Genomic DNA, 22315 nt, shown 5'->3' with positions numbered 1-22315 from the left:
GCCGCGGGGCCTCGTCTTCCCCTCTCGCACTGCCCTTGCGGCCAAGCCGATGCTGTTTTCTCTTAGCTTCTTTCTTACTTGGCCACAAGCGTGGCGCTCGAAGGAAAGACTGGAATAGGTGCGTTTGGTAGAGGCCGTTGCAGCAAATGAAGTGTTGTTTCTTTTCTAGGGGTAAAGGTGAATTGCACCTCTACCAGATACTCCCCCTTTGAAGGGGCGAAGGGGGATGTTCACGCCGGCCGGCCACGCTTCCTAGGGTCACGGCGTTTCGGGCACGTTTTTCAGAAAACAGGCTCAAAACGTGCTGTCTCTTTGCTAGCTGGCAGAAACCTTTACTCCTAGGGAACAGCACTTTATGGGAAGTTCTTATTATATTTAGCTTTTGCTATATAATAAAGACGTTTATGGAAGCTGAGAAAGACAAGTTCCTCTGGAAGATGGCCAAGAAGCGGGTGGCGTTCCGGCGCCATCTCTTTACGTACCTGGTCATCAACCTTCTGGTGTGGGCCGCGTGGTTCTTCACGCAAGGGCAGAGCAACACCACCGGCGGCCTTCCGTGGCCGGTCTGGATGACCCTGGGCTGGGGCGTCGCCCTCGCGTTCAGTTACTATGATGCCTACCATGGCGCCCAGGACCACGCCGTGGAGCGCGAGTACGAGAAACTCTCCCGAAAGAAGAATCTTTAGAACTAACGGATAATTTAGCTAGTTTTGCTTATAGACCAAAACTAGCTAACCCATGCCTAAATTTAGATCTGGCGTTCTGTACGGCGATGAAGTGCAGGACTTATTCAAGTATGCTAACGACAATAACTTTGCCCTTCCGGCCGTAAACGTAATTGGTACCAACTCCATCAATGCGGTACTGGAAACAGCCAAAGCGGTAAATTCGCCGGTAATTATTCAGTTCTCCCAGGGCGGTGCGCAGTTCTACGCGGGCAAAAGCCTGAGCAACGAGGGTCAGGCAGCCTCTATTGCCGGTGCTATCTCCGGTGCCCACCATGTGCACCAAATGGCCGAGGCGTACGGTGTACCAGTAGTTCTGCACACAGACCACGCCGCTAAGAAACTGTTGCCTTGGATTGATGGCCTTCTGGACGCTGGTGAGAAATTCTACGCCCAGCACGGCAAGCCTCTGTTCAGCTCCCACATGCTGGACCTTTCTGAGGAGCCTCTGGAAGAGAACATTGAAATCTCTGCCAAATACCTGGAGCGCATGTCTAAAATGGGCATGACCATTGAAATTGAGTTAGGTGTAACCGGTGGTGAAGAAGATGGCGTAGACAACTCTGATGTTGACAGCGAACACTTATACACGCAGCCTGAGCACGTAGCTTACGCTTACGAAGAACTGAAAAAAATCAGCCACCGCTTTACTGTAGCGGCTGCTTTTGGTAACGTTCACGGTGTGTACAAGCCAGGTAACGTGGAGCTTCGCCCTGAGATCCTGAAAAACTCTCAGGTGTACATCCAGGAGAAGTTTGGCACTGAGCCTAACCCGGTACATTTCGTATTCCACGGTGGCTCTGGTTCTGAGAAGCACAAAATCACAGAAGCCATTGAGTACGGCGCTATCAAAATGAACATTGACACTGACATGCAGTGGGCGTTCTGGGATGGTATCCGTGGCTACTATGAGAAGAAGAAAGACTATCTGCAAGGCCAGATTGGTAACCCAGATGGTGAAGACAGCCCTAACAAGAAGCATTATGACCCACGCGTATGGTTACGCGCCGGCGAAGACGCTTTTGTGACCCGCCTGAAAGAAGCGTTCCAAGACTTGAATGCTTTAGACAGAAACTAATCTGCTTCACCGCATGATTTATAGAAAAAGCCGGCTATAAGCCGGCTTTTTTGTTTTCATACCTACACAACCTAAGGAAGATCATCTAAAGATACCTGAAGCAAAGCCTTATAAGGATCACCTGCCAACCCTAACAGCTTGGCAAAAGCTGGCTCTGTTTTATAGCCTTGTTTCTTCAAAGCAATTACCTGCTCTCTGAACTCTTCTCCCTTAACAGAGAGTATCTGATACTCTATGAGCATGTGGCGGTAAGCATGTTGTTCTTTACTGGGTCTGTTCTGCCCGAATACTTCTACTTCAAAGTCTTTCAGAAAGAAATTGGCGATGATAGTCTCAGAACCTGCCAGATGCAGTTCTCTTACTGCAAAGCCTTCATAAGGCCCGAAGCACTTATGCAGCGTTGAAAGAAAGTCTGCTTTCTTTTGCCAGTAACAGCTAATATCCAGGTCACTGGTTTCTACATAAATCTGGAGCGGAATGGTACCAGTTAATACCGGAGTGAATTCCGCTAAGCAGTCTAGAACAGCATAGCTGGTGAGCACCTCATACGCCTGCCTTTGCCTTGCATCTCCAGAACGCAGGTAGTCAATGGTATCAAATTGGATCATTGATGATGTGTGGTATTGCAAAGATGCACCGAGGTTAATTGGCGCAGACACTCGCAGCTCCTCCGGACATTAAGAGGTTGTTTGAACTGAGGCTATTACTCATTTGAGTATGTTCCCTCATCCTAACTTTCTCCCTGAGGGAGAAGGAACTTTGGTTACGCGTTTTTAGCCTGTTTCTGGAAAATTAACCAAGCAACAGCTCTGGGTTTGTGCTCCCAGAGAGGCCAATATATACCCAACAGCAACAGTTCATTTGATTGACCACTATTGCCTCATCACTGTTTACTGTTAACTGATCTCGCTGTTTTACTACCAGCTAGAACCAGCCCCGCCGCCGCCGAAGCTTCCGCCCCCAAAGCCACCGAAACCACCTCCGTCACCTCCGCCAAAGCCACCGCCTCCGCCGCCAAACATGCCGCGCCCGCCGGAGAAGTCCCCGAAGATAACGGGAGGGAAGAACGGTCCGCCCAAGGTGCGCATGCCGCCCCCGCGTCCGCCCCGTCCGCCGCCGCCTCTGCGGCTCAGGAAGATGATCAGGATGAAGACTAAGACAATAATCCAGATGAAGGAGAAACCACCTTCGCCCTGGTCTTGCCGCTGGCGTGGGTCTGCTTTGTACTCCCCGCTGGCTACGTCAATGATAAAGCTGGTGCCTTTGTCCAGACCGGCGTAATAGTTGCCTTGCTGGTACTCAGGTTTGATGGTGTACTCCGTGATGCGTTTGGCAATAGCGTCTGGCACCACGCCTTCCATGCCGTAGCCTGTGGCAATGAACACCCGCCGCTCATTGACGGCAGTTAAAATGAGAATCCCGTTGTTTTTCCCCTGCTGGCCAATGCCCCACTGCTCGGCTAATCTGAAAGCGTAATCTGAGATGTCATAGCCGCCAATGGAGGTGATGTTGACCACGGCAATCTGGGTAGAGGTGCTGTCATCATAAGCAACCAGCTTCCGCTCCAGCGCCTGCTCTTCTTCAGGAGAAAGGATGTTGGCTAGGTCATTGACCAGACGCTGCGGAGAAGGGCGCGGCGGAAAATCCTGCGCCAGACCTTGCCAGGCCCACAGCCAAAGTACTCCCAGAAGCCAAATTGATTTTCTCATTTAGTAGGGGTTTGGTCAAGGGAACTGCCAAAGGAGATATCATCAGACAACTCATTGATATCTTGGTGGTCTCCGGCATACGGGAAATAAGTTTTGAGCTGCTCGCCGGCCATTTTAATACCTTTGCTCAGCCCTTGGGCGTATTTGCCTTCCTTGAAGTCTGCAATCACTACTTTGTTAATCTCTACCCAAAAATCTTTGGGCACCACGGCGTTGATGCCGGCATCGCCTAAGACGGCAAACTTGTGGCTTTTCATGGCCACGTAGAACAGCACGCCGTTGCGCAACTTGGTCTGGTGCATGTGCAGATACGCAAACACCTGGGTAGCCCGGTCCAGGACCTCGCCCTCGCAGGTATCTTCAATGTGCACCCGTACCTCGCCAGACGTGTTCCGTTCGGCTTCCTGAATGGCCTGCACAATAATGGCCTCGTCTGCTTCCGTAATGTTGTTGCGTGGCATAAAGAAAAGAGTTCTGAGTCTTGAGTGATAAGGCTAAGCCAAAGGGGATTTCTGTTTAGGGGCCGTTTTTCCAAAAACGGCCCCTAAACAGAAAAATTCCTGCTACGTGATACGCGCTACTTGCTGCGTATTAGAACTGCACGGTAGGAGCGTTCTGGGCACCGGCATCGGCTTCAAAGTAACCTTTGCGCTCAAACCCGAACCAACCGGCAAAGAAGTTGCGCGGGAAGGCTCTTATGTAAGAATTGTAGTCCTGCACGGTGGCATTGAATTTCTGGCGCTCCACGGAGATTCTGTTCTCAGTGCCTTCCAGCTGGGCCTGCAACTCCAGGAAGTTCTGGTTGGCCTTCAGGTCTGGGTAGGCCTCGGCGGTAGCCAATAGGCGGGAAAGGGAGCCGCTCAACTGGCTCTGGGCCGCCTGAAACTTCTGAATATTCTCGGGGGTGAGCTGGTCGGCGTTCAGTTGCACACTGGTGGCTTTGGAACGGGCCTCAATTACCTGGGTAAGGGTTTCTTTCTCAAAATTGGCGGCCCCCTTCACGGTGTTCACCAGGTTAGGCACTAGGTCTGCGCGGCGCTGGTAAGAGTTCTGCACCTGTGCCCACTGGCTGGAAACACTCTCGTCTTTCTGCACCATGTCATTGTACCCACAGGAAGTCTGCGATGCCAGAAGAAGCAGGCCGAAGAAGTAAAGCAATAGTTTTTTCATAGAAAGGTTGTTTATTCTGTCTAGCTGGTAATGATACGGATATTTTCGGTCTAAGGAACCTCTATACGCACCAGCGCCACAAAATATGCGTTTAGGGCACATTTTCCTCAAAACTGCCCTAAAACAGCTACAGCGGCTGCGGGTAATACGTACGAAAGCCTTTCTCTAAAGATAGGAAGGATCGGCTCAAATATTGAAGAAACGCTATAATTAATTTCGCTTTTTGCTTGGCGGGCATGCTTTCTGCCGCGCCTATATGCCATGAAAACCGCAAGAAATGCGTAGCTTGTGGAGTTAAGCCTTCTTTTTTCTATGAAAGCAGTCATTCCGGTGGCGGGCATGGGTGCCCGTTTACGTCCGCATACCCACACCCAACCCAAGGCGCTGGTGCCCATTGCCGGCAAGGCCATTCTGGGGCATATCATTGAACGTTTGCAGGCCACAGGCATTACGCAGTTTGTTTTTGTGGTAGGTTACCTGGGCGAAAAGATCATGCACTATGTGCAGCGCAAATACCCCACCATTGAGGCCGAGTTTGTGGTGCAGCAGCCCCGCGAAGGCCTGGGCCACGCCCTCTGGGCCGCCCGCGAGACCTTCCGGCACGAGAAAGACATGCTCATCCAGCTAGGCGATACCATTGTGGATGTGGACATGGCCCGGCTTTACGCCTCTGAGCACACCATGCTGGCCGTGAAAATGGTGAAAACGCCCAGCATGTTCGGGATAGCGGAGACAGATGCCAACGGGTTCATCACCAAAGTGGTGGAGAAACCCAAGATCCCGAAGTCTAACCTGGCGCTGGTAGGCCTCTACAAGATAGCCAACCCGGCAAAACTGGCCGAATCCCTGGAGTACATTGTCGCCAACAACATCCGGACCCAGAACGAGCACCACCTCACCGATGCCCTCATGCACATGATCCAGGAGGGCGAGCAGATGGTGTCGCTCACGGTAGACCACTGGTTTGACTGCGGCCGCAAAGACACGCTGCTGCAAGCCAATGCCACCTTGCTCAACCGCCCCGAGTTCAGGAAGTGCGAGTACCCGCAGTTTCCCAACACCATCATCATTCCGCCGGTGAGCATTGGCAAAGGTGTGCAAATTTCCAATTCCATTGTGGGTCCCAACGTGGCCATTGGCGAGAGCGCCATCCTGAGCTACACCATCGTGCGCAACTCCATCATCGGCGGCTACGCCGAACTGGGCTATGCCGTGCTGGAAGACTCGCTGGTAGGTTCAGATTCCTCCCTCAAAGGCCTGAGCCAGCGCCTGAACATTGGCGATAGTACGGAGATAGATTTTAGCCACTGATATTCTGGACGCAAGACATAGGACATACGACACAAGACTTTTATGCTTGCGCAAATGACGGAGTGAAATCATTCCAAGAGAATCCTACGTCTTGTGTCTTACATCTTATATCTCAAAAATGAACAGAATCACCCAACTCTTCAACATACAATATCCTGTTATACAGGCGGGCATGATCTGGTGCAGCGGCTGGGAACTGGCTTCGGCGGTGAGTAATGCCGGCGGACTGGGCCTCATTGGTGCGGGCTCCATGTACCCAGACACGTTGCGGGAACACATCCAGAAGTGCAAGAAAGCCACCGATAAACCCTTCGGCGTGAACGTGCCGCTGCTGTACCCAGACCTGGAGGAGCACTTCAAGATTATTATGGAAGAGAAAGTGCCGGTGGTGGTTACCTCGGCGGGCAATCCCAAAACCTGGACCAAGACCTTGCAGGCCAATGGCGCCAAAGTGGTGCACGTGGTCAGTAACGTGAAGTTCGCGCGCAAATGCGAGGAAGCGGGAGTCGACGCTATCGTGGCCGAGGGCTTTGAAGCCGGCGGGCATAACGGCCGCGAGGAAACTACCACCTTCTGCCTCATCCCCTTGGTACGCCAGGCCGTGGGCATTCCGCTCATCGCTGCGGGCGGCATTGCCAGCGGGGCCGGAATCTTCGGGGCACTGGCCCTGGGGGCCGAGGGCGTGCAGGTGGGCAGCCGCTTCGTGGCCAGCGTGGAAAGCAGCGCGCACCAGAGCTTCAAAGACCGTGTTATTGCCGCACAGGAAGGTGACACGGAGCTTTCCCTGAAACAGCTCACGCCAGTACGCTTACTCAAAAACAAGTTCTACCAAGACGTGAAAGACGCCGAACTGCGGGGTGCCTCTACTCTGGAGTTAGCCGAGTTGTTAGGCTCTCGCCGGGCCAAACGGGGCATGTACGAAGGCGATATGGAAGAAGGCGAGCTGGAGATTGGTCAGATTGCCGCCCTGGTTAAAGACATTAAACCCGCCGGCCAGATTGTGCAGGAGATGTGGCAGGAGTTTCTGGAGGCTAAAAACCGTTTCTGCGGAGAGTGGCAGTAGCCTTGCGCTTAGGGGCTGTTTCTGGAAAAAGAGCCCCTAAACAGTCATGCTCTTCTCAGCTTTTCTGAGGTAGGGGCAATCCCTTGTGGTTGCCCTTTGTGGTACCAGCGGAAAAAGGGCAACCACAAGGGATTGCCCCTACTCTATTTCGATGTTGGGCTATGTTTACTCATGTATAAAATTTCTAATTTGCCTCACAACCTCCTCACCGCAGCCCTGGCCCAACACGTCTCGCTCACGCCCGAGGAAGAAGCCGCGTTTATGGCCATCTGCGTCACGCAGGAAGCGAAGAAGAAGGAGTTTCTACTCAGAACCGGGGAGCTGAACCAGCAGATGTACTTTGTGCTGCACGGCTGCCTGCGGTCGTTTATTGTGGACCAGAGCGGCAAAGAGGTAAACCTGGAATTTGCGGTGGAAGGGTACTGGATCAGTGATGTGGCGTTCAACCAACCGGCGCTACTGTCTATTCAGGCGCTGGAGTTTACGCAGTACTTGCAGATCAACATCAATCAGTTTGAGCAGCTCACGCAGGATCTCCCCGTTTTTAACCTGTTTTTCAGAAAACTGCTCCAAAACGGCTACTTCGCGTTTAAGAAGCGCATGCTCACAGGCATGACCCAAACCGCCGCCCAAAATTACCGTGACTTCCTGCTCAAGTTCCCCCACCTGCCCCAGCGCATTCCGCAGTACTACATTGCCTCTTACCTAGGCATCACCCCGGAGTTCTTCAGCACCATCAAAGCAGAAGGGCTGGATTTGTACCAGAAGGCGATTGCCCAAACGTAACTGTTTTTTTGTTTTAAAACGCATTCCGTCCCCCTTTGAAGGGGGTTGGGGGATGATCACTCGTGTTGATTTACATAGGCAGATCACGCATTTCCGAGAATCATTTTTTTCATTTCGCTCCGCTGAAGTTGATGGTTCTTCAACAGCCTTGGTCATCCCCCTACCCCCTTCAAAGGGGGACGGAATGCGTGAAAACATTTAGATATCACTATTATTGAGGCAGCGACCATTTCTTAAACTACCTTATTCTTTTCGGCTGTAGCCTTCCCGACCTTTGTAGAGTGAGCTTGCGGGGCGGAAGGCCGTGTGAAAAACTTCCGCGGGCGAGTTGTACGCTTTTTCTCACGCAAAAAACAGAGCGGTGGAAAGGAGGGATTTTATAAAATTAGCCGCCGGAGGGGCTTTAGGGATGACAACGTTATCAGCTTTCAGAAAATTTACCGAGGACTTGACGCCTCAGGACTATACCATGCCCGTGCTCTTCATTGGGCACGGCTCGCCCATGAACGGCATTGAGGACAATGAATTCAGCCAGCGCTGGAAGAAGATGGCGCAGGAGATACCGGTGCCTAAGGCGGTGCTGGTGGTGTCGGCGCACTGGTTTACCAGGGGAACCAAGATCACGGCCATGGACTTTCCGCAGACCATCCATGACTTCGGTGGCTTCCCGAGGGAACTGTTTGCCGTCCAGTATCCCGCTCCCGGCAATGCCGCACTGGCTCAGGAAACCGCAGAACTGGTAAAAACTGCCCAGGTGGAACTGGACCATGACTGGGGGCTGGATCACGGTACCTGGACCATTATCCGGCACATGTACCCCGCGGCAAACGTGCCGGTGCTGCAGCTCAGCATTGACTACACCAAAGGTCCGCAGTACCACTATGAGCTGGCCAAAGAACTGACGGCGTTGCGCAAGAAAGGCGTGCTTATTGTGGGCAGCGGCAACATGGTGCACAACCTGCGCATGGTGAGCTGGGAGATGATCAACGGCGGCGGCTATGACTGGACCCATACCATCAATGAGAAGTTCAAGGACCTCATCCAGAACCGCGACCACCAGCCTTTGATCCATTATCAGACACTAGGCAAAGAGGCCCTGCTGGCCATTCCTACGGTAGAACATTACCTGCCGCTCCTGTACACGCTGGGCTTACAGGGCAAAGACGAGGAGACTTCGTTTTTCAATGACAAGATGGCAGGCGGCTCCCTCACCATGACCTCGGTGAAGATTGGGGCATAGGAACCGCTGGTTATAGGTGGGCTGCTGTTTTCCGTTTAGGGCCTGTTTTGGAAAAACGGCCCCTAAACGCCTTTGTTACCGCTAGACAAGTGCAGGATTGGTCTATCTCCTGCGCCTGTTGGTCTAAAAGATTTGCCGGCCTGCTAAAGGATCTGGTACTTGGTGTCATATAAGTAGGATATGTTCTCTGCACCCTAACTAATACGGCGATGGCACTCCAAAATAAAGATTTCCTGGTTCTTCTTATCCGGCTGTTTTTAGGCTATGTCTTCTTCTCGGCGGGCATCTGCAAGCTCACGCACGGCAATTTCGGGCAGCTGATTGGTCCGCCTTGGCTGGAGGAACGGTTGGCTCAGTATGGTCTGGGCTTGTTTGCGCAGGTGGTGGCGGTGAGCCAGGTGGTGGTGGGAGCATTGTTGTTTTCGCAGCGGTTCAGTACGCTGGGGGCGGTGATGCTGGTACCCATGAACATTTCCATTCTGGCGGTTACGGTGTCGCAGAACTGGACGGGAACGCCCTATGTGAACGCCGTTTTTCTGCTGCTCAACCTGCTCTTGCTGGCTTATGAATACCAGAAATTCCAGTTCCTATTTTCGGCTCAGCCGATGCCTGCGCCAGTTGTCCCGCGGTTAGATACCTACAGAACCGGTTTCTGGCCATGGGCTATGGTAGCCGCCGCTCTGGTAACCTTATTTGTTGCGCCAGCCAACAGCACGTTATTGACGAATGCGGCCGGACTCTGCACCTTTGCGCTGGCAGGCATTGCAGTATTGGTTCCGGCGGGGCTCAACAAATGGGAGAAGGTGATGGTAGCCCAAGCCATTGCCAATATGTGCCTCATGACGCTGGGAAAAATCTCTGGTGCCCTCCCCGTACTGGCCGTAAACAGTGCCGTGCTTTTGCTGCTCCTGCTGCTAAATCTCTGGCTGAAAAGCAGAAAGTCTCTTTCTCCTTCGGGGGTGGCATAAGTCAGCTACTTGAGAGCACCTGCTATTTGTTAAACAAGGACTTAACGATCATAAACGTTTAGGGGCTGTTTTTGGAAAAACGGCCCCTAAACGTACTTGCTTGCCTTCTTGCTCGCCTTACGGATAAAGCAGGTATTTCTTCCGCATCTCTTTGTAGGCCGCCAACCCCGGTTGCCACGTCTCCCTGATGCGCTCTTCAGACCAACCTTCCTGTACTTGTTTCCGGAACTCGGTCACGCCCACCAATTTTTCTATCACGCCCATCTGCTTGCTGTAGGAGGAGTCAAAGAACTTCTCCTTCTGGGGGTAAGCGTTGTAGAGCTCCAGGAGCCAACTGATGTTGATCTGGCGTTTCCTTCTGAGCTGTTCCACGTCATAATTACGCAGGTCCAGACCGTAGCAGAGTTCGTTCATGTGCAAGGGGCTTTCGCTCATGCCGGGGATGCTCACAGGGGTGTAGGAGAACGCATATTTGCCTTGCAAAGCTGGCGCACCCAACACCGTGAACGGATACTGTGTGCCGCGCCCGTGGTTCAGGATGGTGCCCTCAAATAGACAGGTGCTGGGGTAGAGCATCACAGACTGGGCGGTGTTCAAGTTAGGCGATGGCTTCACTGGCAGCACGTACGGCATGTCATGGTGGTAATTGGCCAGCTTAATGATATTGATCTTGTCCAGTTTAAGCCCATTCGCCAGCCAGCCTTCGCCGTTGATCATCTGCGCAAACTCGCCCACCGTTACGCCATGCGCAATCGGGATTGGGAACTGCCCGATGCCGGACTTGTGCTTCATGTCCAGAATGGGGCCGTCAATGAGGTAGCCGTGCGGGTTAGGTCGGTCCAGCACCATGAATTCCACCTTGTGTTCGGCGGCAGCCTCCATCACATCGCGGAGGGTATTGATGTTGGTGTAGAACCGTACGCCCACGTCCTGGATGTCATAGATGAGCACATCAATGCCTGCCAGGTCTTCTTTGCTGGGCTTCTTCTTTTTGCCGTACAGCGAGATAATGGGAATCCCGGTTTTCTCATCTACCTCATCGCCCACATGGGTGCCGTTGCTGGCGTTGCCCCTGAACCCATGCTCCGGCCCGAACACCTTCACCACCTGAACCCCCAGCGCCAACAGGCTGTCTACACTGGGTTTATCGCCAATGATAGAAGTAGGGTTCACCACCATGCCCACTTTCTTGCCTCTGAGGTACGGCACGTATTTCTGTGTCTGGTCTGCCCCGGTGATAAGCCCCGGTTTGGCCTTGGCTGAGTTGGAACTGCTTTGGGAGGAAGTAGTTGTGGCCGTGGTAGAAGCTTCCTTTGAACAGGAAGAGCAGCCTAGCACCAGTGTTAAAAAGCCCATGGAAAGGTAAGAAAGGAGGGGTTTGGTCATGGTTTGGGAAAAGTTAAATAGGATGAGGGAAAGAATGAGTGCAATGTAGAAAGGAATCAAAGAGCTAAGAAAGGTTTTTAAGAAAGATTAAAAAGCAAGGTTTGCAGAAGGTTCCTCCCAAAGAGGCCGGATAATTAAATTGTAAAAAGCTAACTTGACAATCGCAATTCTATATTCAACTCTGTGAAGTAAGCTCAACAAGTTGATATAACTTATTACTAACCAAAAATTGCATGGAATCAGCTGTAACCTTTATTAAATATGAAGGAAAACTTGTTGAAGATGGCTTTTTAGATGCTCGAAAAACAGCGAGTGCTTTATCTGGTATAGATGAGGCACTTAGATTTTTTCTGTACCATGAAAATCCTGACTTAGAACTTATTCCTTTTGAAATTCCAGTCCGAATTAGAAAAGGAAGTTGGGAGGCAATATTCCCTGAGAATCTTGACGAGTTGCTTTTAAAAGGATTGGCGGCATGGAGCATTGGCAAGTATGCTGGAAGTGCTCTTGAAGAAATGGCCAAAAATGATTTCAAAGATTTTGGGTTCAAAGACATTTTCAGAAATGCTTTTAAGGCAATGACTTGGGTTATTAAAGCAGCTACTCATTTAGGGGCATTAAGCAGAAAGAACTTTAGAAATATATCTTTTTCACCAGATAATAGATTTATTGGGCTGAAAAACGATTATGATAGAATACTCTGGTTTCCTGTTGAATTTCTGGAGCATTTCTCTAATTGCCCTGAAAGTCTCTTCCAGAAGATAATTGGTATTGTTGAAGAGGATAGAGAATTTGTGATAGGCTATATTGAACCGCTAGAACAGGAACAAGCAAGGGTAAATTATAAAAATAGATATATATTCTTAAATGAGGAAGAGGACAAAGAAGTACTCTTCCCAGAACTAGAACATGGTGCCTATGTTGAATTAGAAGGTCATATCACAAGGGGTAATGAGAAGACGAATACTTTGGGCTTACTTTACCAAAACCATGTTTTAACGTGTTTACCTCAGAAAGGAAATATCAAAGACTACAAAACCGCACTTTTCAATAACTGTGTAATCAAGGGGTATATCGATAGACAAGACAAACAAGGAACCTTTATTGAAAAGAGACCTAGAATTAAATTCATCTCTATCTCCATTATTGATTCAAGAGGCCAACTTAGTTTGTTTTGACACTTCTCATTAAAAACCAAAAGAGGCCAGAAACTTCCGTTTCTGGCCTCTTTTTTCTAAACCAGCGCTAAACTAGCAGGCTGCTACTCTTTGTCAATCAACTCCACGCTTCGCTTCACAAAGGCCGTTAAGGCCGCGCCCGAAAGCATGTTCTGCGACAGCAACGCCAGGTCATAGGCTTGTTTGGCTATCTTCTCGCCGCGGGCATCGTCACCTTTCAAGATGCGGTGGTTGATGTGGTGGTTCGCGTTGATGGTCACGTTGTACATGTCGGGTAGGTTGCCCATCATCATCATGCCACCGCCGCCCATGCGGTTCATGTCTTTCATACGGCGCATGAACTCGGGCAAGGTGATAATCACCGGCTGGTCATCTACGCTCAACGCCTCCACGCCTACAGTCATGTTCTGGTTGTCAATAGCCTTCTCGAAGAGCTCTTTCAAGCGCTTAGTCTCGTCCTCAGACAGAACACTTTCGGGCTTGGCATCGGTCTCAATGAGCTTGTCAATGGTGTCGGCGTCAACGCGCTTCAACGTAGTTTTCTCCAGTTTCTGCTCCAGCTGCCCGATGAAGTGCGGGTCAATCATGTGGTCCAGCTTCACCACGTCATAGTTGCGGTTCTTGGCGGTCTCAATGAAAGCGTGCTGCTTCTCGGCGTCGTTGGTGTAGAGAATGACCAGGTTGCCGTTTTTGTCGGTCTGGTTGGCTTGTACGTAATTGCGATACTCTTCCAGGGTATAGAATTTCTCGTCGGTGCTTTGCAGCAGCGCGAAGTCTTTGGCTTTCTCGTAGAACTTGTCGTCTGACAGCATGCCGTACTTCACGAACACCGCAATGTCGTTCCACTTCTCCTCGTAGGCGGTGCGGTCTTTCTTGTAAATTTCGTTCAGCTTGTCGGCCACCTTCCGGGTGATGTAGGTGTTGATTTTCTTCACGTTCGCATCGGCCTGCAGGAAGGAGCGGCTCACGTTCAACGGAATGTCTGGGGAGTCAATCACGCCGTGCAGCAGCATCAGGAACTCCGGCACCACGTCTTTCACCTCGTCGGTGATGAACACCTGCCGGCTGTAGAGCTGGATTTTGTTTTTCTGGAAATCGAACTCGTTCTTCACCTTCGGGAAGTACAGGATACCGGTGAGGTTGAACGGATAGTCCACGTTGAGGTGAATCCAGAACAGCGGGTCCTCAGAGAACGGGTACAGTTCTTTGTAGAAGTTCTTGTAGTCTTCGTCGGTCAAATCAGACGGCGACTTGGTCCAGATCGGGTTCGGGTTGTTGATAACCTCGCCGTTGAACTCTACTGGTATTGGCAGGAACTTGCAGTATTTGTTCAGGATGGTCTGCAGACGCGCCTCTTCCAAAAACTCCTCAGAATCCTCGGCGATGTTCAGAATTACATCGGTTCCGCGCTCGGTTCTAGTGCCGTTGGTGATGGTAAACTCGGTAGAACCGTCGCAAATCCAGTGCGCAGGCTCCGCGCCGTCTGCGTGCGACAAAGTGTCAATCTCCACGGTGCTGGCCACCATAAACGCCGAGTAGAACCCAAGCCCGAACTGCCCGATGATTTGACTCTTGTCTGCGTTGGAGTCTTTGTAGCGCTCCACAAACTCCGTAGCGCCCGAGAAGGCAATCTGGTTAATGTATTTCTTGATCTCCTCGGCGGTCATCCCAATCCCGTTGTCCGAGATGATGATTTGCTTCTTCTCCTTGTCCACCTTCACGGTCACCTTCAGCTCGCCTAAATCGCCTTTCAGCTCGCCAATGCTGCTGAGGCTCTTGGCTTTCTGGCTCGCGTCAACGGCGTTGGAAACCAGCTCGCGCAGGAAAATCTCGTGGTCTGAGTACAAGAACTTCTTGATGATGGGGAAAATGTTCTCGGTGTGAATCGAAATCGTGCCTTTTTCTTCCATTTCCGTTTATATCTGTGTAAGTAATTAAATTCTTTTTCTCTCGCTTTCGGCCTAGGCCGATGTCCTGTTTAGCGGCTCTTTTCTGAAAAACAGGCGCTAAACACAAAACAGGTACGTCTTCGTCCCCCTTTGAAGGGGGTAGGGGGATGATTGCTCGTGCTGATTTACTCGTGCAGAGTCACGCATTCCCGAGAATCATTCCAATTTTTTTATTGCTAAAGCAGACGGTTCTTCTACTGCCTTCGTCATCCTCTCCCCCCTTCAAAGGGAACTTACAGGAATATGTATCTCAAAACAATCAATAATCAGCCGTCAGCAATGAACAATCAACAATTCAGGTAGGCAAAAGCTGTTCCAGCCTCTGGAAAATGACAGGTTGTCAGGGTTGGCAATGGCAAAATACGCAGACGGTTGATTCCCTTGCCAAAGATTTAGTATATTTACCGGTGAGTCTTTTGTGTTTGTGAGAAACTTCACCAGATATAGCGCCCTTTTTCTGCTGCTGCTGTTTACGCGGGTCATGACCCCCAACGAACTGCTGCTGCGGTTGCACGCGCACGAGCACACGCAAGAGGAGCGCCCGCACGATGAGTCGCAGACGCACATTGGGCAGAAGCACACGCACTGCCACACAGACAACCTCTTCCACGCGCCATTCCAGCCCAGCGAAGCCGTTGTCCTGCCCACCCCCTTCTCCTTTGAAGTTTCTTACGGGGCCGCCGCGCCCCAACCCGGATACGTTACTTCCAGCTCTTCCTACTTTCTTCGCGGCCCGCCCGCCACGCAACACGCTTAGTTTCCTTTTCCTTCGGATGGGGTAGCTGCGCTATCCCGGGTATTTCTGTTTAGGAGCCGTTTTTCCGAAAACAGGCCCAAAACGCATTTCTTCCGCCGAAGGCGCTGGGAGGACGCTCCTCCTATTTCCCATTTCTTTTTTCTTACTGAGTTGCGCAAATACATTAATTATCTTGTGCTGCTTCTGCTGTGCGCCTGCGTGCCGCTGGCTAGTGCGTACGCCCAGAGTGGCCCTACCGCGGCTGAGACGGTCTCTGAGAAAGACTGCGGCATTACTTTATCTGGCACCGTCACAGACCATGAGAGACGCAGTGTTCTGATAGGGGCCACCGTAGTGCTGGAGGGAACGCCCCATACCAGCGTGACAGATGCCAACGGCCACTACCATTTCCATGACCTCTGCCCCGGCACCTACAAACTGGTGGTGTCTTACCTGGGCTATACCTCTGAACGGCTGGAGAAATTTTTCCGGGCCCCGGAGGTGGTAAATTTCAGGCTACACCCAGATGCTCTGTTGCTTAGATCAGTGGAGGTGCGGGCCGCGCGCCAGCGGGAGCAGCCTACGCAGGCCAGCAGCCATTTGAGCGGCCGCGAACTTGCCCAAACCCAAGGCCAGTCGCTGGCCCAGGCCCTGGAACGCATGACCGGCCTGAGCAGCATACAGACTGGCCCCAGCATTGCCAAACCGGTCATCCACGGCATGCACAGCAACCGCATTCTGGTCATGAACAACGGCGTGCGCCACGAGGCCCAGCAATGGGGTTCTGAACACGCGCCCGAGATTGACCCTTTTGTGGCTTCTGAGCTAACGGTGGTGAAAGGCGCCGCCGGCGTACGCTACGGCGCCGATGCCATTGGCGGCGTAATTCTGGTGGAGCCCAAACCCCTGCGGGACTCGGCGGGTACCAGTGCGGTGCTGAATCTGGTAGGCGTGAGCCACAACCGCCAAGGCGTGGTGTCTGGCATGGTGGAAAGCAATCCGGCGGCGGTGCCGAGTTTAAGCTGGCGCTTGCAGGGCACGCTCAAGCAAGCAGGCAACAGCAAAACGCCAGACTATTACTTAGACAACACCGGATACCGGGAGCAGAACTTTTCGGCGGCTGCCGGCTGGACCCGTGAGAAGTACGGCGTAGACGCTTATTTCAGCAGGTTCCATACCAAGTTAGGGGTATTCTCGGGCTCGCACGTGGGCAACCTCACCGACATCCGGAACGCTTTGCAGCGGGAACGTCCCGAGCCTGAGGCTGATTTCACCTATGCCATTGGGGTGCCGTACCAGAACGTGACGCATGACCTGCTCAAGTTGCACGCCTTTTACCGCACCGGCCCCTCAGGCAAGTTGCACCTCACGTATGCGCGGCAGTTCAACCAGCGGGAGGAATATGACGCGCACGGCGACCGCAGCCGGCCAGGCCTGAGGTTTGAGATCGAAACCCACCACACCGAAGCCCTCTGGGAGCACCCGCTCATCGGGAACCTGAAGGGCAGCCTGGGCGCCAGTTACCAGTACCAGTTCAACCGGTTTGAAGGACGCTTCTTTGTGCCGTTCTATGAGAGCCACACCGGCGGTCTGTTCTGGATTGAGCGTTGGGAGAAAAACCAGTGGCACCTGGAGGCAGGCCTAAGGTATGACTACCGGCATCTGCAGGCCCGCATGTACCGCAAAGACACCCCGCAGAGAACCGGGCAGGCCGGGCCAGACAATGAGTTGCTCACGCCCACCCACACGTTCCAGAACCTTTCTGGTACGCTGGGTGCCATCTATGACTTCGGCCCACACCTGAACCTGGCGTTCAACGCCGCCACCGCCTGGCGATCGCCTACCACCAGTGAGCTGTACAGCAACGGCATTCACCACGGCACCGGCACCTATGAGTACGGCAATGCCAATCTAGGCGTGGAACGGGCGTACAACTTCATGGCTACGCTGGCTTACGTGCAGAACAAGCGCCTGAACGGCGAGATCAGTGTGTACCGCAACTACATAGACAACTACATCTACCAGGAACCAGACACGGTGCCTACCCTTACCATTAGGGGAGCGTTTCTGACGGCCCGGCAAAAGCAGGCGAACGCCACGTTTACCGGGGTAGATGTGAGCGCGTCTTACCAGCTCACGGAACACCTGGCCTTTGCCACCAAAGCCTCTCTGGTACGGGCCTATAACCGCTCCGCAGACGAGTACCTGATCTGGATTCCCACTGACCGCTATGAGAACAGCCTCCGCTACACTCTTGACAAACTGGGGGCCCAGGGAACCTTTGCGCAAAACTTTATCCAACTCAGCGGCTTGGCCGTGGCAAGGCAGCGCCATATCCCAGACAATTATCTGGCAAGGGACTACGCCATGCCGCCGGCCAGTTATTTTCTTTTGAACGCCGAAGCCGGCACCACCTTACAGCTAGGCAAGCAGCAAGTGGAGATTGGCCTCATTGGCCGCAATCTGCTCAACAAAGCCTACCGAGATTACCTGAACCGCTTCCGGTACTACGCCGATGAAGTGGGCAGGTCTATTACCCTGCGGGTGAGCATCCCGCTGCATTTCTAACCTTGATTTTTAGTTACCTAAAGTAAAACACACCATGAAATTATTTCTGAAACCATCCCTCGCTATTCTGTTTGCCGCCACCGTGTTCACGACCAGCTCTTGCAGCAATGACGAAGACCCACTGCCTGAAAACGAAGAAGAGCTCATCACTACCCTTAAATTGACCATGGTTCCGCAAGGCGGAGGCACTACCGTAACCGCTTCTTACCGTGACCTGGACGGCGACGGAGGCGCGAACCCGGTAATTACCGGTGCGCAATTGGCCGCCAATAAAACGTATGAAGTAACGGTGCAGGTGCTGGACGAATCTAAAAGTCCCGCAGAAGACATCACCGCGGAAGTACAAGAAGAAGGCCACGAGCACCAGTTTTTCTATGTGCCGTCTCCCGGCCTAAACCTGACCGTAACTTCAACTGACAAGGACAGCAACAACCTGCCCATAGGCATTACCACCAGAATGATGACCACCTCATCCTCCACTGGTACCCTACAGGTAGTCCTGAAGCACCAGCCCGGCCTCAAGAACGCCACCAGCACCATTAACACCGGCGAGACTGATGTGGAAGTAACCTTCCCGGTCCAGATACAATAACGCCCTCATCTTGCTGCTTGCATTGCAGAAAAGCCTCCGGTTGTACCGGAGGCTTTTCTGTTTAGGGGCTCTTTTTCCAAAAACGGCCTCTAAATAGAAAAGGACCGACTCAACATTATGAACCGGTCCTTTTCTGTTACTAAGTATGTAAGTGTCTATTCTAATACGGGCTCTACTTTAAATCCTTTGGAACGTAACAACTGAATCAAACCATTCTCACCGGGTAAGTGAGCCGCGCCAACCGCCACAAAGGAAGGCTCTTTCTGCATCATGTTCACCAGGGGAGTCAACCATTTATGGTTGCGCTCATCCAGAAGCAGGCCTTGGGTCTCGGCAGATTCTTCCTGGGCAGTGATAAGCGAGTACAAACCATCCAGATCCTGCTGCTGGTACAGGTTCAGCATCTTTTTCATCAGCTTGCGCTGGCGGTCAAACTGCTTCACACTGTTAAGTAATTCTGTGGTTTGTTTCTCTAAGGTAGATTTGTCAAACAGGGCAATCTGCTCTTCCGGGGTTTCCAGCACATATACAGAGCGGTGCCATTTCTTAGCCAGATTCAGCAGGGCCAGATCATAAGACTCTGGGTTATAACCCAACAGTTTAGGGTAAAGCAGCAACTGCCCCAGGAAACCCGGCTTAATGTAGCGGAACTGCTGCATGCTGCGCTCCAATGAGTCTTTCACAAAGGAAGTGAGCAGGTTATACTCCTGCGCAGTCATCAGGCTTTCAATGGGCTGGCTCATGCGCATGGATCTGGACAGCAGGCTGTTCAGGCGTGGGCTGTCTAAGTCAACTTCAAACACCACCGCCTGGGATTTGATCAGTTTTTGCTTTACATTTTCAGGCAAGGTAAACTGATCTTTGGGCACCAGGTGAAATGTTCCGTAGATGTAAGAAGTTTTGATGCCTTTGCCGCTCACCTTCCAAAGCAACGACTGCTTCTGGGGAGCAGGAGTGGAGCAAAGCGCCTCTGAAGAGAAGAAGATCCCTACAAATAAGCTTGCCAGGAAGCACCAAATAAAACCGCCTTTATACGTGGCCATATGTTTAAGGTTACAAATCTTTTACAAAAGTATAAGATTTTTCTCCTGCGCAAGAATCACCGAGTTGAAATTTTCTACGATTCGCGAAAATACTTTAAAAAATATAATTAATTGTAAACATAATAAATATAATTTTTTCAAAATACTTTAATAATCCTAGACAAAATCCAAAATAATTACAAACCTTTTCTTAACCCAATCGTCACATGGACACAACAAACCCTTCTGCCTCCCCCTCTAAAATTCTCTCCGCCGCCGTCATTATTGCGGCATTAGGCTACTTTGTAGACATTTATGACCTAGTACTGTTCAGCATTGTTCGGGTGGCGAGCCTCCGGGATCTAGGGGTTACCCAACCAGAGGAACTCCTAGAGAAAGGCGTTTACCTCATAAATATGCAAATGACCGGAATGCTGCTAGGTGGTATTTTCTGGGGAGTTCTGGGCGACAAAAGAGGCCGCATATCGGTCCTATTTGGCTCTATTTTATTGTACTCTTCCGCTAATATCTTAAATGGGTTCGTTTCAGATCTTGAACTTTACGCATGGCTGCGGTTTATAGCCGGGGTAGGTCTGGCCGGGGAACTGGGGGCGGGCATCACCTTAGTGTCTGAAGTACTCCCCAAAGAGAAGCGGGGATATGGCACTACCATTGTCGCCTCCGTCGGGATTTCAGGGGCGATTCTGGCGGGCGTGGTTGGTGAGTATTTCCACTGGCGCACCGCCTATTTTGTGGGCGGGGGCCTGGGGTTACTGCTGTTACTGCTGCGGGTGAGCGTGTATGAGTCTGGGATGTTTGCCCGTACGCAGCGCCAAAACGTGGCAAAGGGCAATTTTCTGAGCCTCTTCACCAACGGCGCCCGCTTCTACAAGTACCTCAAGTGCATCTTGATTGGGGTGCCTATCTGGTTTGTGATAGGGGTCCTGATTACGTTCTCTCCTGAGATTGGCCAGGCCCTGGGCATCACCTTCCCCATTTCGGCGGCCAAGGGCATCGCCTATTCCTACTTCGGCCTTACGGTAGGTGATTTGGCGAGCGGCCTGCTGAGCCAGAAGTTACGCAGCAGAAAATGGGTGGTAGTCCTGTTCCTGCTGTTGCTGGCCGGCATTATCGCGTTGTTCCTGCTGGCCCGGGGCGCGAGCGAGGTCTATTTCTATGGGCTGTGCGTGGCCTTAGGCTTTGGGGGAGGTTACTGGGCCATCTTCGTGACCATTGCGGCGGAGCAGTTCGGGACGAATATACGGGCCACCGTGACTACCACCGTCCCTAACTTTGTGCGCGGGGCCGTGGTTCTGCTCACGCTTTCGTTCAAGGGATTGCAGGACACGCTGGGTCTTCTGGAAACGGCGGCTCTCCTGGGCGCAGCCACTCTCTTCATCGCACTCCTGGCCATCAGCACCCTGCCCGAAAGCTTTGACAAAGACCTGGATTACGTAGAATAGCGTTTAGGGGCCGTTATTTCTGAAAACGGCCCCTACAGCTATGTGCTGGTTCTGGCCACACTCGCCCAAACCAGTATACCAGGGCTATCTTCTCCCGAAGCCGAAATAAAAGTGCTGAAGGGCATAAAATCACCTACTGCTAAATAACTTATGAGTGGCTACTCCTTTAAGCACTGATGCCTGACACTTTATTGGGGCGGATGCTCATTGGAGTAGTAATCCTGTAGCCAGACGTAGTTTAGCCTAGGGAAAGCAACCGAAGAAACACAGCCCGCAACAGAATCAGGCACCATTTTTCAGGACTCTTTGTTAGTCTAGCAAGATTAGCACTAATTTTGAGAATGATTCTTTTCAACGAGACCGTAAACATAGACAACGCCGTGGCCGCCGAGTGGCTGCAGTGGATGCAGGAAACGCATATTCCAGAGGTGATGGCGACCACCTTCTTCGTGAAATTCCAGATTGCCAAAGTAATGGAGGAAGAGGACAACGGGGGCACCACCTACGCCATCCAGTACTACGCCCGCCACATGGATGACCTCCTGGAGTACCACCGCGACCACGACCCGGCCATGCAGGCCAAAATGCGCGCGCGTTACCCAGAGCAGTACGTTTCCTTCAGGACGGTGCTGGAAGTAGTGGCAGAGTAAATAGTCTAACCACCGCCTGAAGCACATTAAAAGAGGATTCCCGTTTAGGGGCCGTTTTTTCAAAAACAGCCCCTAAACGGGAATCCTCTTTTGCTTTGATACTACAGCCTGCGGCTGAGCAAGGTGACTTTACTTCCCCAGTTTTGCCCCAATTCCAGAAAAAGCGCCCCTAAACGCAAACGCTACAGCCGCTGCAGTTCTTCCTGGCTGAGGTTGCAGTTGATCCACTCACCGTCCAGGTTGGCGCCTATGCTGCAGTAGAAGTTGATGGCCGGTTCGTTCCAGTCCAGCACCTGCCATTTCATGCGCTTATAGCTTCCTTCTTTGGCGGCCTGCACCACCGCGTTGAACAGCATGCGGCCTATGCCCTGCCGGCGAAGGCGTTCTGTGACCACAATATCTTCCAGAAACAGCATCTTGCCTTTCCAGGTAGAGTAGGCGGTGTAGTAGAGCGCGATGCCCACAATGCCTTCCTCCACAGAATCTGCCACGAAGAACTCAAAGATGGGGCTTTGGCCAAATCCATCGCGGCGCATGTCCTCTATGGTGTTGGTGACCTCGTTAGGCGCTTTCTCATACACGGCCAGTTCCACAATAAGGGCGTGTACACCGGGTAAATCGGCCTCGGTTCCTTTCCGGATGGTGACGGTCAAGCTCATATTTTATTTACAGCTATTTTGAAAAAATCAAGGCCTCACTAATCTAGATGGCTCTGCTAATG

Annotated in this window: 21 protein-coding genes; 13 read left to right on the top strand and 8 right to left on the bottom strand. The window is 51.9% G+C overall.

Features of this window, described 5'->3' with window-relative positions:
• The first annotated feature begins 404 nt into the window (after positions 1–404).
• Positions 405–686, top strand: a complete 282-nt coding sequence (locus EFA69_RS03640) for a 2TM domain-containing protein (protein ID WP_123131727.1) — start codon at positions 405–407, stop codon at positions 684–686.
• A 52-nt stretch (positions 687–738) separates the two neighbouring features.
• Complete coding sequence (gene fbaA, locus EFA69_RS03635) at positions 739–1803, top strand: class II fructose-bisphosphate aldolase (RefSeq protein WP_123131726.1); 1065 nt, start codon at positions 739–741, stop codon at positions 1801–1803.
• Between the two features lie 71 nt (positions 1804–1874).
• Here the strand turns inward: fbaA and EFA69_RS03630 are convergent, their stop codons facing one another.
• The 4 genes from EFA69_RS03630 to EFA69_RS03615 all read right to left on the bottom strand — a co-directional run bounded on the left by EFA69_RS03630 (position 1875) and on the right by EFA69_RS03615 (position 4682).
• Positions 1875–2462, bottom strand: a complete 588-nt coding sequence (locus EFA69_RS03630) for a DUF4269 domain-containing protein (protein ID WP_221175664.1) — start codon at positions 2460–2462, stop codon at positions 1875–1877.
• Positions 2463–2720: 258 nt separating this feature from the next.
• Positions 2721–3512 (bottom strand): TPM domain-containing protein, encoded by a 792-nt coding sequence (locus EFA69_RS03625; protein WP_123131724.1) that lies wholly within the window; start codon positions 3510–3512, stop codon positions 2721–2723.
• The gene (locus EFA69_RS03620; RefSeq protein WP_123131723.1) at positions 3509–3973 is read right to left on the bottom strand and encodes a TPM domain-containing protein; all 465 of its coding nucleotides are present in this window, start codon (positions 3971–3973) and stop codon (positions 3509–3511) included. The genes EFA69_RS03625 and EFA69_RS03620 overlap by 4 nt, the downstream gene beginning before the upstream one ends.
• A 130-nt stretch (positions 3974–4103) precedes the next feature.
• The gene (locus EFA69_RS03615; RefSeq protein ID WP_123131722.1) at positions 4104–4682 is read right to left on the bottom strand and encodes a LemA family protein; all 579 of its coding nucleotides are present in this window, start codon (positions 4680–4682) and stop codon (positions 4104–4106) included.
• A gap of 312 nt (positions 4683–4994) precedes the next feature.
• Between EFA69_RS03615 and EFA69_RS03610 the strand changes: the two genes are divergently transcribed.
• The 5 genes from EFA69_RS03610 (at position 4995) to EFA69_RS03590 (ending at position 10050) form a co-directional block, all read left to right on the top strand.
• Complete coding sequence (locus EFA69_RS03610; RefSeq protein ID WP_123131979.1) at positions 4995–5993, top strand: sugar phosphate nucleotidyltransferase; 999 nt, start codon at positions 4995–4997, stop codon at positions 5991–5993.
• 67 nt (positions 5994–6060) lie between these two features.
• Positions 6061–7056, top strand: a complete 996-nt coding sequence (locus EFA69_RS03605) for an NAD(P)H-dependent flavin oxidoreductase (RefSeq protein ID WP_317125618.1) — start codon at positions 6061–6063, stop codon at positions 7054–7056.
• A gap of 171 nt (positions 7057–7227) precedes the next feature.
• Positions 7228–7842, top strand: a complete 615-nt coding sequence (locus tag EFA69_RS03600) for a Crp/Fnr family transcriptional regulator (protein WP_123131720.1) — start codon at positions 7228–7230, stop codon at positions 7840–7842.
• Positions 7843–8251: 409 nt separating this feature from the next.
• The gene (gene ygiD, locus EFA69_RS03595; RefSeq protein ID WP_123131719.1) at positions 8252–9082 is read left to right on the top strand and encodes a 4,5-DOPA-extradiol-dioxygenase; all 831 of its coding nucleotides are present in this window, start codon (positions 8252–8254) and stop codon (positions 9080–9082) included.
• Between the two features lie 209 nt (positions 9083–9291).
• The gene (locus EFA69_RS03590; protein WP_123131718.1) at positions 9292–10050 is read left to right on the top strand and encodes a DoxX family membrane protein; all 759 of its coding nucleotides are present in this window, start codon (positions 9292–9294) and stop codon (positions 10048–10050) included.
• Between the two features lie 117 nt (positions 10051–10167).
• Here EFA69_RS03590 and EFA69_RS03585 read toward each other — a convergent pair whose 3' ends face one another.
• The gene (locus EFA69_RS03585) at positions 10168–11436 is read right to left on the bottom strand and encodes an exo-beta-N-acetylmuramidase NamZ family protein (protein ID WP_123131978.1); all 1269 of its coding nucleotides are present in this window, start codon (positions 11434–11436) and stop codon (positions 10168–10170) included.
• Between the two features lie 233 nt (positions 11437–11669).
• On the opposite strand from EFA69_RS03585, the gene EFA69_RS03580 reads away from it, so the two are divergent.
• Positions 11670–12614, top strand: coding sequence for a hypothetical protein (locus EFA69_RS03580; protein ID WP_123131717.1), 945 nt, complete (start codon positions 11670–11672; stop codon positions 12612–12614).
• An 83-nt stretch (positions 12615–12697) separates the two neighbouring features.
• On the opposite strand, the gene htpG is transcribed toward EFA69_RS03580, so the two are convergent.
• Positions 12698–14524, bottom strand: coding sequence for a molecular chaperone HtpG (htpG, locus tag EFA69_RS03575; RefSeq protein WP_123131716.1), 1827 nt, complete (start codon positions 14522–14524; stop codon positions 12698–12700).
• A 520-nt stretch (positions 14525–15044) separates the two neighbouring features.
• Between htpG and EFA69_RS03570 the strand changes: the two genes are divergently transcribed.
• From EFA69_RS03570 to EFA69_RS03560, 3 genes are all read left to right on the top strand, one after another.
• Entirely contained in the window at positions 15045–15320 is a 276-nt protein-coding gene (locus EFA69_RS03570; RefSeq protein WP_221175662.1) for a hypothetical protein, read from the top strand.
• 150 nt (positions 15321–15470) lie between these two features.
• Positions 15471–17867 carry a TonB-dependent receptor gene (locus EFA69_RS03565; protein ID WP_123131714.1) on the top strand — a complete coding sequence of 799 codons (2397 nt, stop codon included), beginning with the start codon at positions 15471–15473 and terminating at the stop codon, positions 17865–17867.
• A 34-nt stretch (positions 17868–17901) separates the two neighbouring features.
• Entirely contained in the window at positions 17902–18459 is a 558-nt protein-coding gene (locus EFA69_RS03560) for a type 1 periplasmic binding fold superfamily protein (protein ID WP_123131713.1), read from the top strand.
• Positions 18460–18614: 155 nt separating this feature from the next.
• Here the strand turns inward: EFA69_RS03560 and EFA69_RS03555 are convergent, their stop codons facing one another.
• Positions 18615–19502 carry a TraB/GumN family protein gene (locus tag EFA69_RS03555; RefSeq protein ID WP_123131712.1) on the bottom strand — a complete coding sequence of 296 codons (888 nt, stop codon included), beginning with the start codon at positions 19500–19502 and terminating at the stop codon, positions 18615–18617.
• A gap of 206 nt (positions 19503–19708) precedes the next feature.
• Between EFA69_RS03555 and EFA69_RS03550 the strand changes: the two genes are divergently transcribed.
• Both EFA69_RS03550 and EFA69_RS03545 read left to right on the top strand, forming a co-directional pair.
• The gene (locus EFA69_RS03550) at positions 19709–20944 is read left to right on the top strand and encodes an MFS transporter (RefSeq protein WP_123131711.1); all 1236 of its coding nucleotides are present in this window, start codon (positions 19709–19711) and stop codon (positions 20942–20944) included.
• 341 nt (positions 20945–21285) lie between these two features.
• A complete protein-coding gene (locus EFA69_RS03545) occupies positions 21286–21594 on the top strand; it encodes a DUF4286 family protein (RefSeq protein WP_123131710.1) in 309 nt (102 codons plus the stop codon).
• A gap of 182 nt (positions 21595–21776) precedes the next feature.
• Here the strand turns inward: EFA69_RS03545 and EFA69_RS03540 are convergent, their stop codons facing one another.
• Entirely contained in the window at positions 21777–22253 is a 477-nt protein-coding gene (locus EFA69_RS03540) for a GNAT family N-acetyltransferase (protein WP_123131709.1), read from the bottom strand.
• Between the last annotated feature and the right edge of the window lie 62 nt (positions 22254–22315).

The organism is Rufibacter immobilis (genome assembly GCF_003721565.1).
GTDB lineage: Bacteria > Bacteroidota > Bacteroidia > Cytophagales > Hymenobacteraceae > Nibribacter > Nibribacter immobilis.
The sequence above is the reverse complement of the archived record's forward strand: the minus strand, read 5'-3'. Positions and strand labels throughout refer to the sequence as shown.

Bases quoted from the DNA above. Each gene is read 5' to 3' on its own strand.
- EFA69_RS03640 (WP_123131727.1), top strand. From the start codon at position 405: ATGGAAGCTGAGAAAGACAAGTTCCTCTGGAAGATGGCCAAGAAGCGG.
- fbaA (WP_123131726.1), top strand. From the start codon at position 739: ATGCCTAAATTTAGATCTGGCGTTCTGTACGGCGATGAAGTGCAGGAC.
- EFA69_RS03625 (WP_123131724.1), bottom strand. From the start codon at position 3,512: ATGAGAAAATCAATTTGGCTTCTGGGAGTACTTTGGCTGTGGGCCTGG.
- EFA69_RS03620 (WP_123131723.1), bottom strand. From the start codon at position 3,973: ATGCCACGCAACAACATTACGGAAGCAGACGAGGCCATTATTGTGCAG.
- EFA69_RS03615 (WP_123131722.1), bottom strand. From the start codon at position 4,682: ATGAAAAAACTATTGCTTTACTTCTTCGGCCTGCTTCTTCTGGCATCG.
- EFA69_RS03610 (WP_123131979.1), top strand. From the start codon at position 4,995: ATGAAAGCAGTCATTCCGGTGGCGGGCATGGGTGCCCGTTTACGTCCG.
- EFA69_RS03600 (WP_123131720.1), top strand. From the start codon at position 7,228: ATGTATAAAATTTCTAATTTGCCTCACAACCTCCTCACCGCAGCCCTG.
- ygiD (WP_123131719.1), top strand. From the start codon at position 8,252: ATGACAACGTTATCAGCTTTCAGAAAATTTACCGAGGACTTGACGCCT.
- EFA69_RS03590 (WP_123131718.1), top strand. From the start codon at position 9,292: ATGGCACTCCAAAATAAAGATTTCCTGGTTCTTCTTATCCGGCTGTTT.
- EFA69_RS03585 (WP_123131978.1), bottom strand. From the start codon at position 11,436: ATGACCAAACCCCTCCTTTCTTACCTTTCCATGGGCTTTTTAACACTG.
- EFA69_RS03580 (WP_123131717.1), top strand. From the start codon at position 11,670: ATGGAATCAGCTGTAACCTTTATTAAATATGAAGGAAAACTTGTTGAA.
- htpG (WP_123131716.1), bottom strand. From the start codon at position 14,524: ATGGAAGAAAAAGGCACGATTTCGATTCACACCGAGAACATTTTCCCC.
- EFA69_RS03570 (WP_221175662.1), top strand. From the start codon at position 15,045: ATGACCCCCAACGAACTGCTGCTGCGGTTGCACGCGCACGAGCACACG.
- EFA69_RS03560 (WP_123131713.1), top strand. From the start codon at position 17,902: ATGAAATTATTTCTGAAACCATCCCTCGCTATTCTGTTTGCCGCCACC.
- EFA69_RS03555 (WP_123131712.1), bottom strand. From the start codon at position 19,502: ATGGCCACGTATAAAGGCGGTTTTATTTGGTGCTTCCTGGCAAGCTTA.
- EFA69_RS03550 (WP_123131711.1), top strand. From the start codon at position 19,709: ATGGACACAACAAACCCTTCTGCCTCCCCCTCTAAAATTCTCTCCGCC.
- EFA69_RS03545 (WP_123131710.1), top strand. From the start codon at position 21,286: ATGATTCTTTTCAACGAGACCGTAAACATAGACAACGCCGTGGCCGCC.
- EFA69_RS03540 (WP_123131709.1), bottom strand. From the start codon at position 22,253: ATGAGCTTGACCGTCACCATCCGGAAAGGAACCGAGGCCGATTTACCC.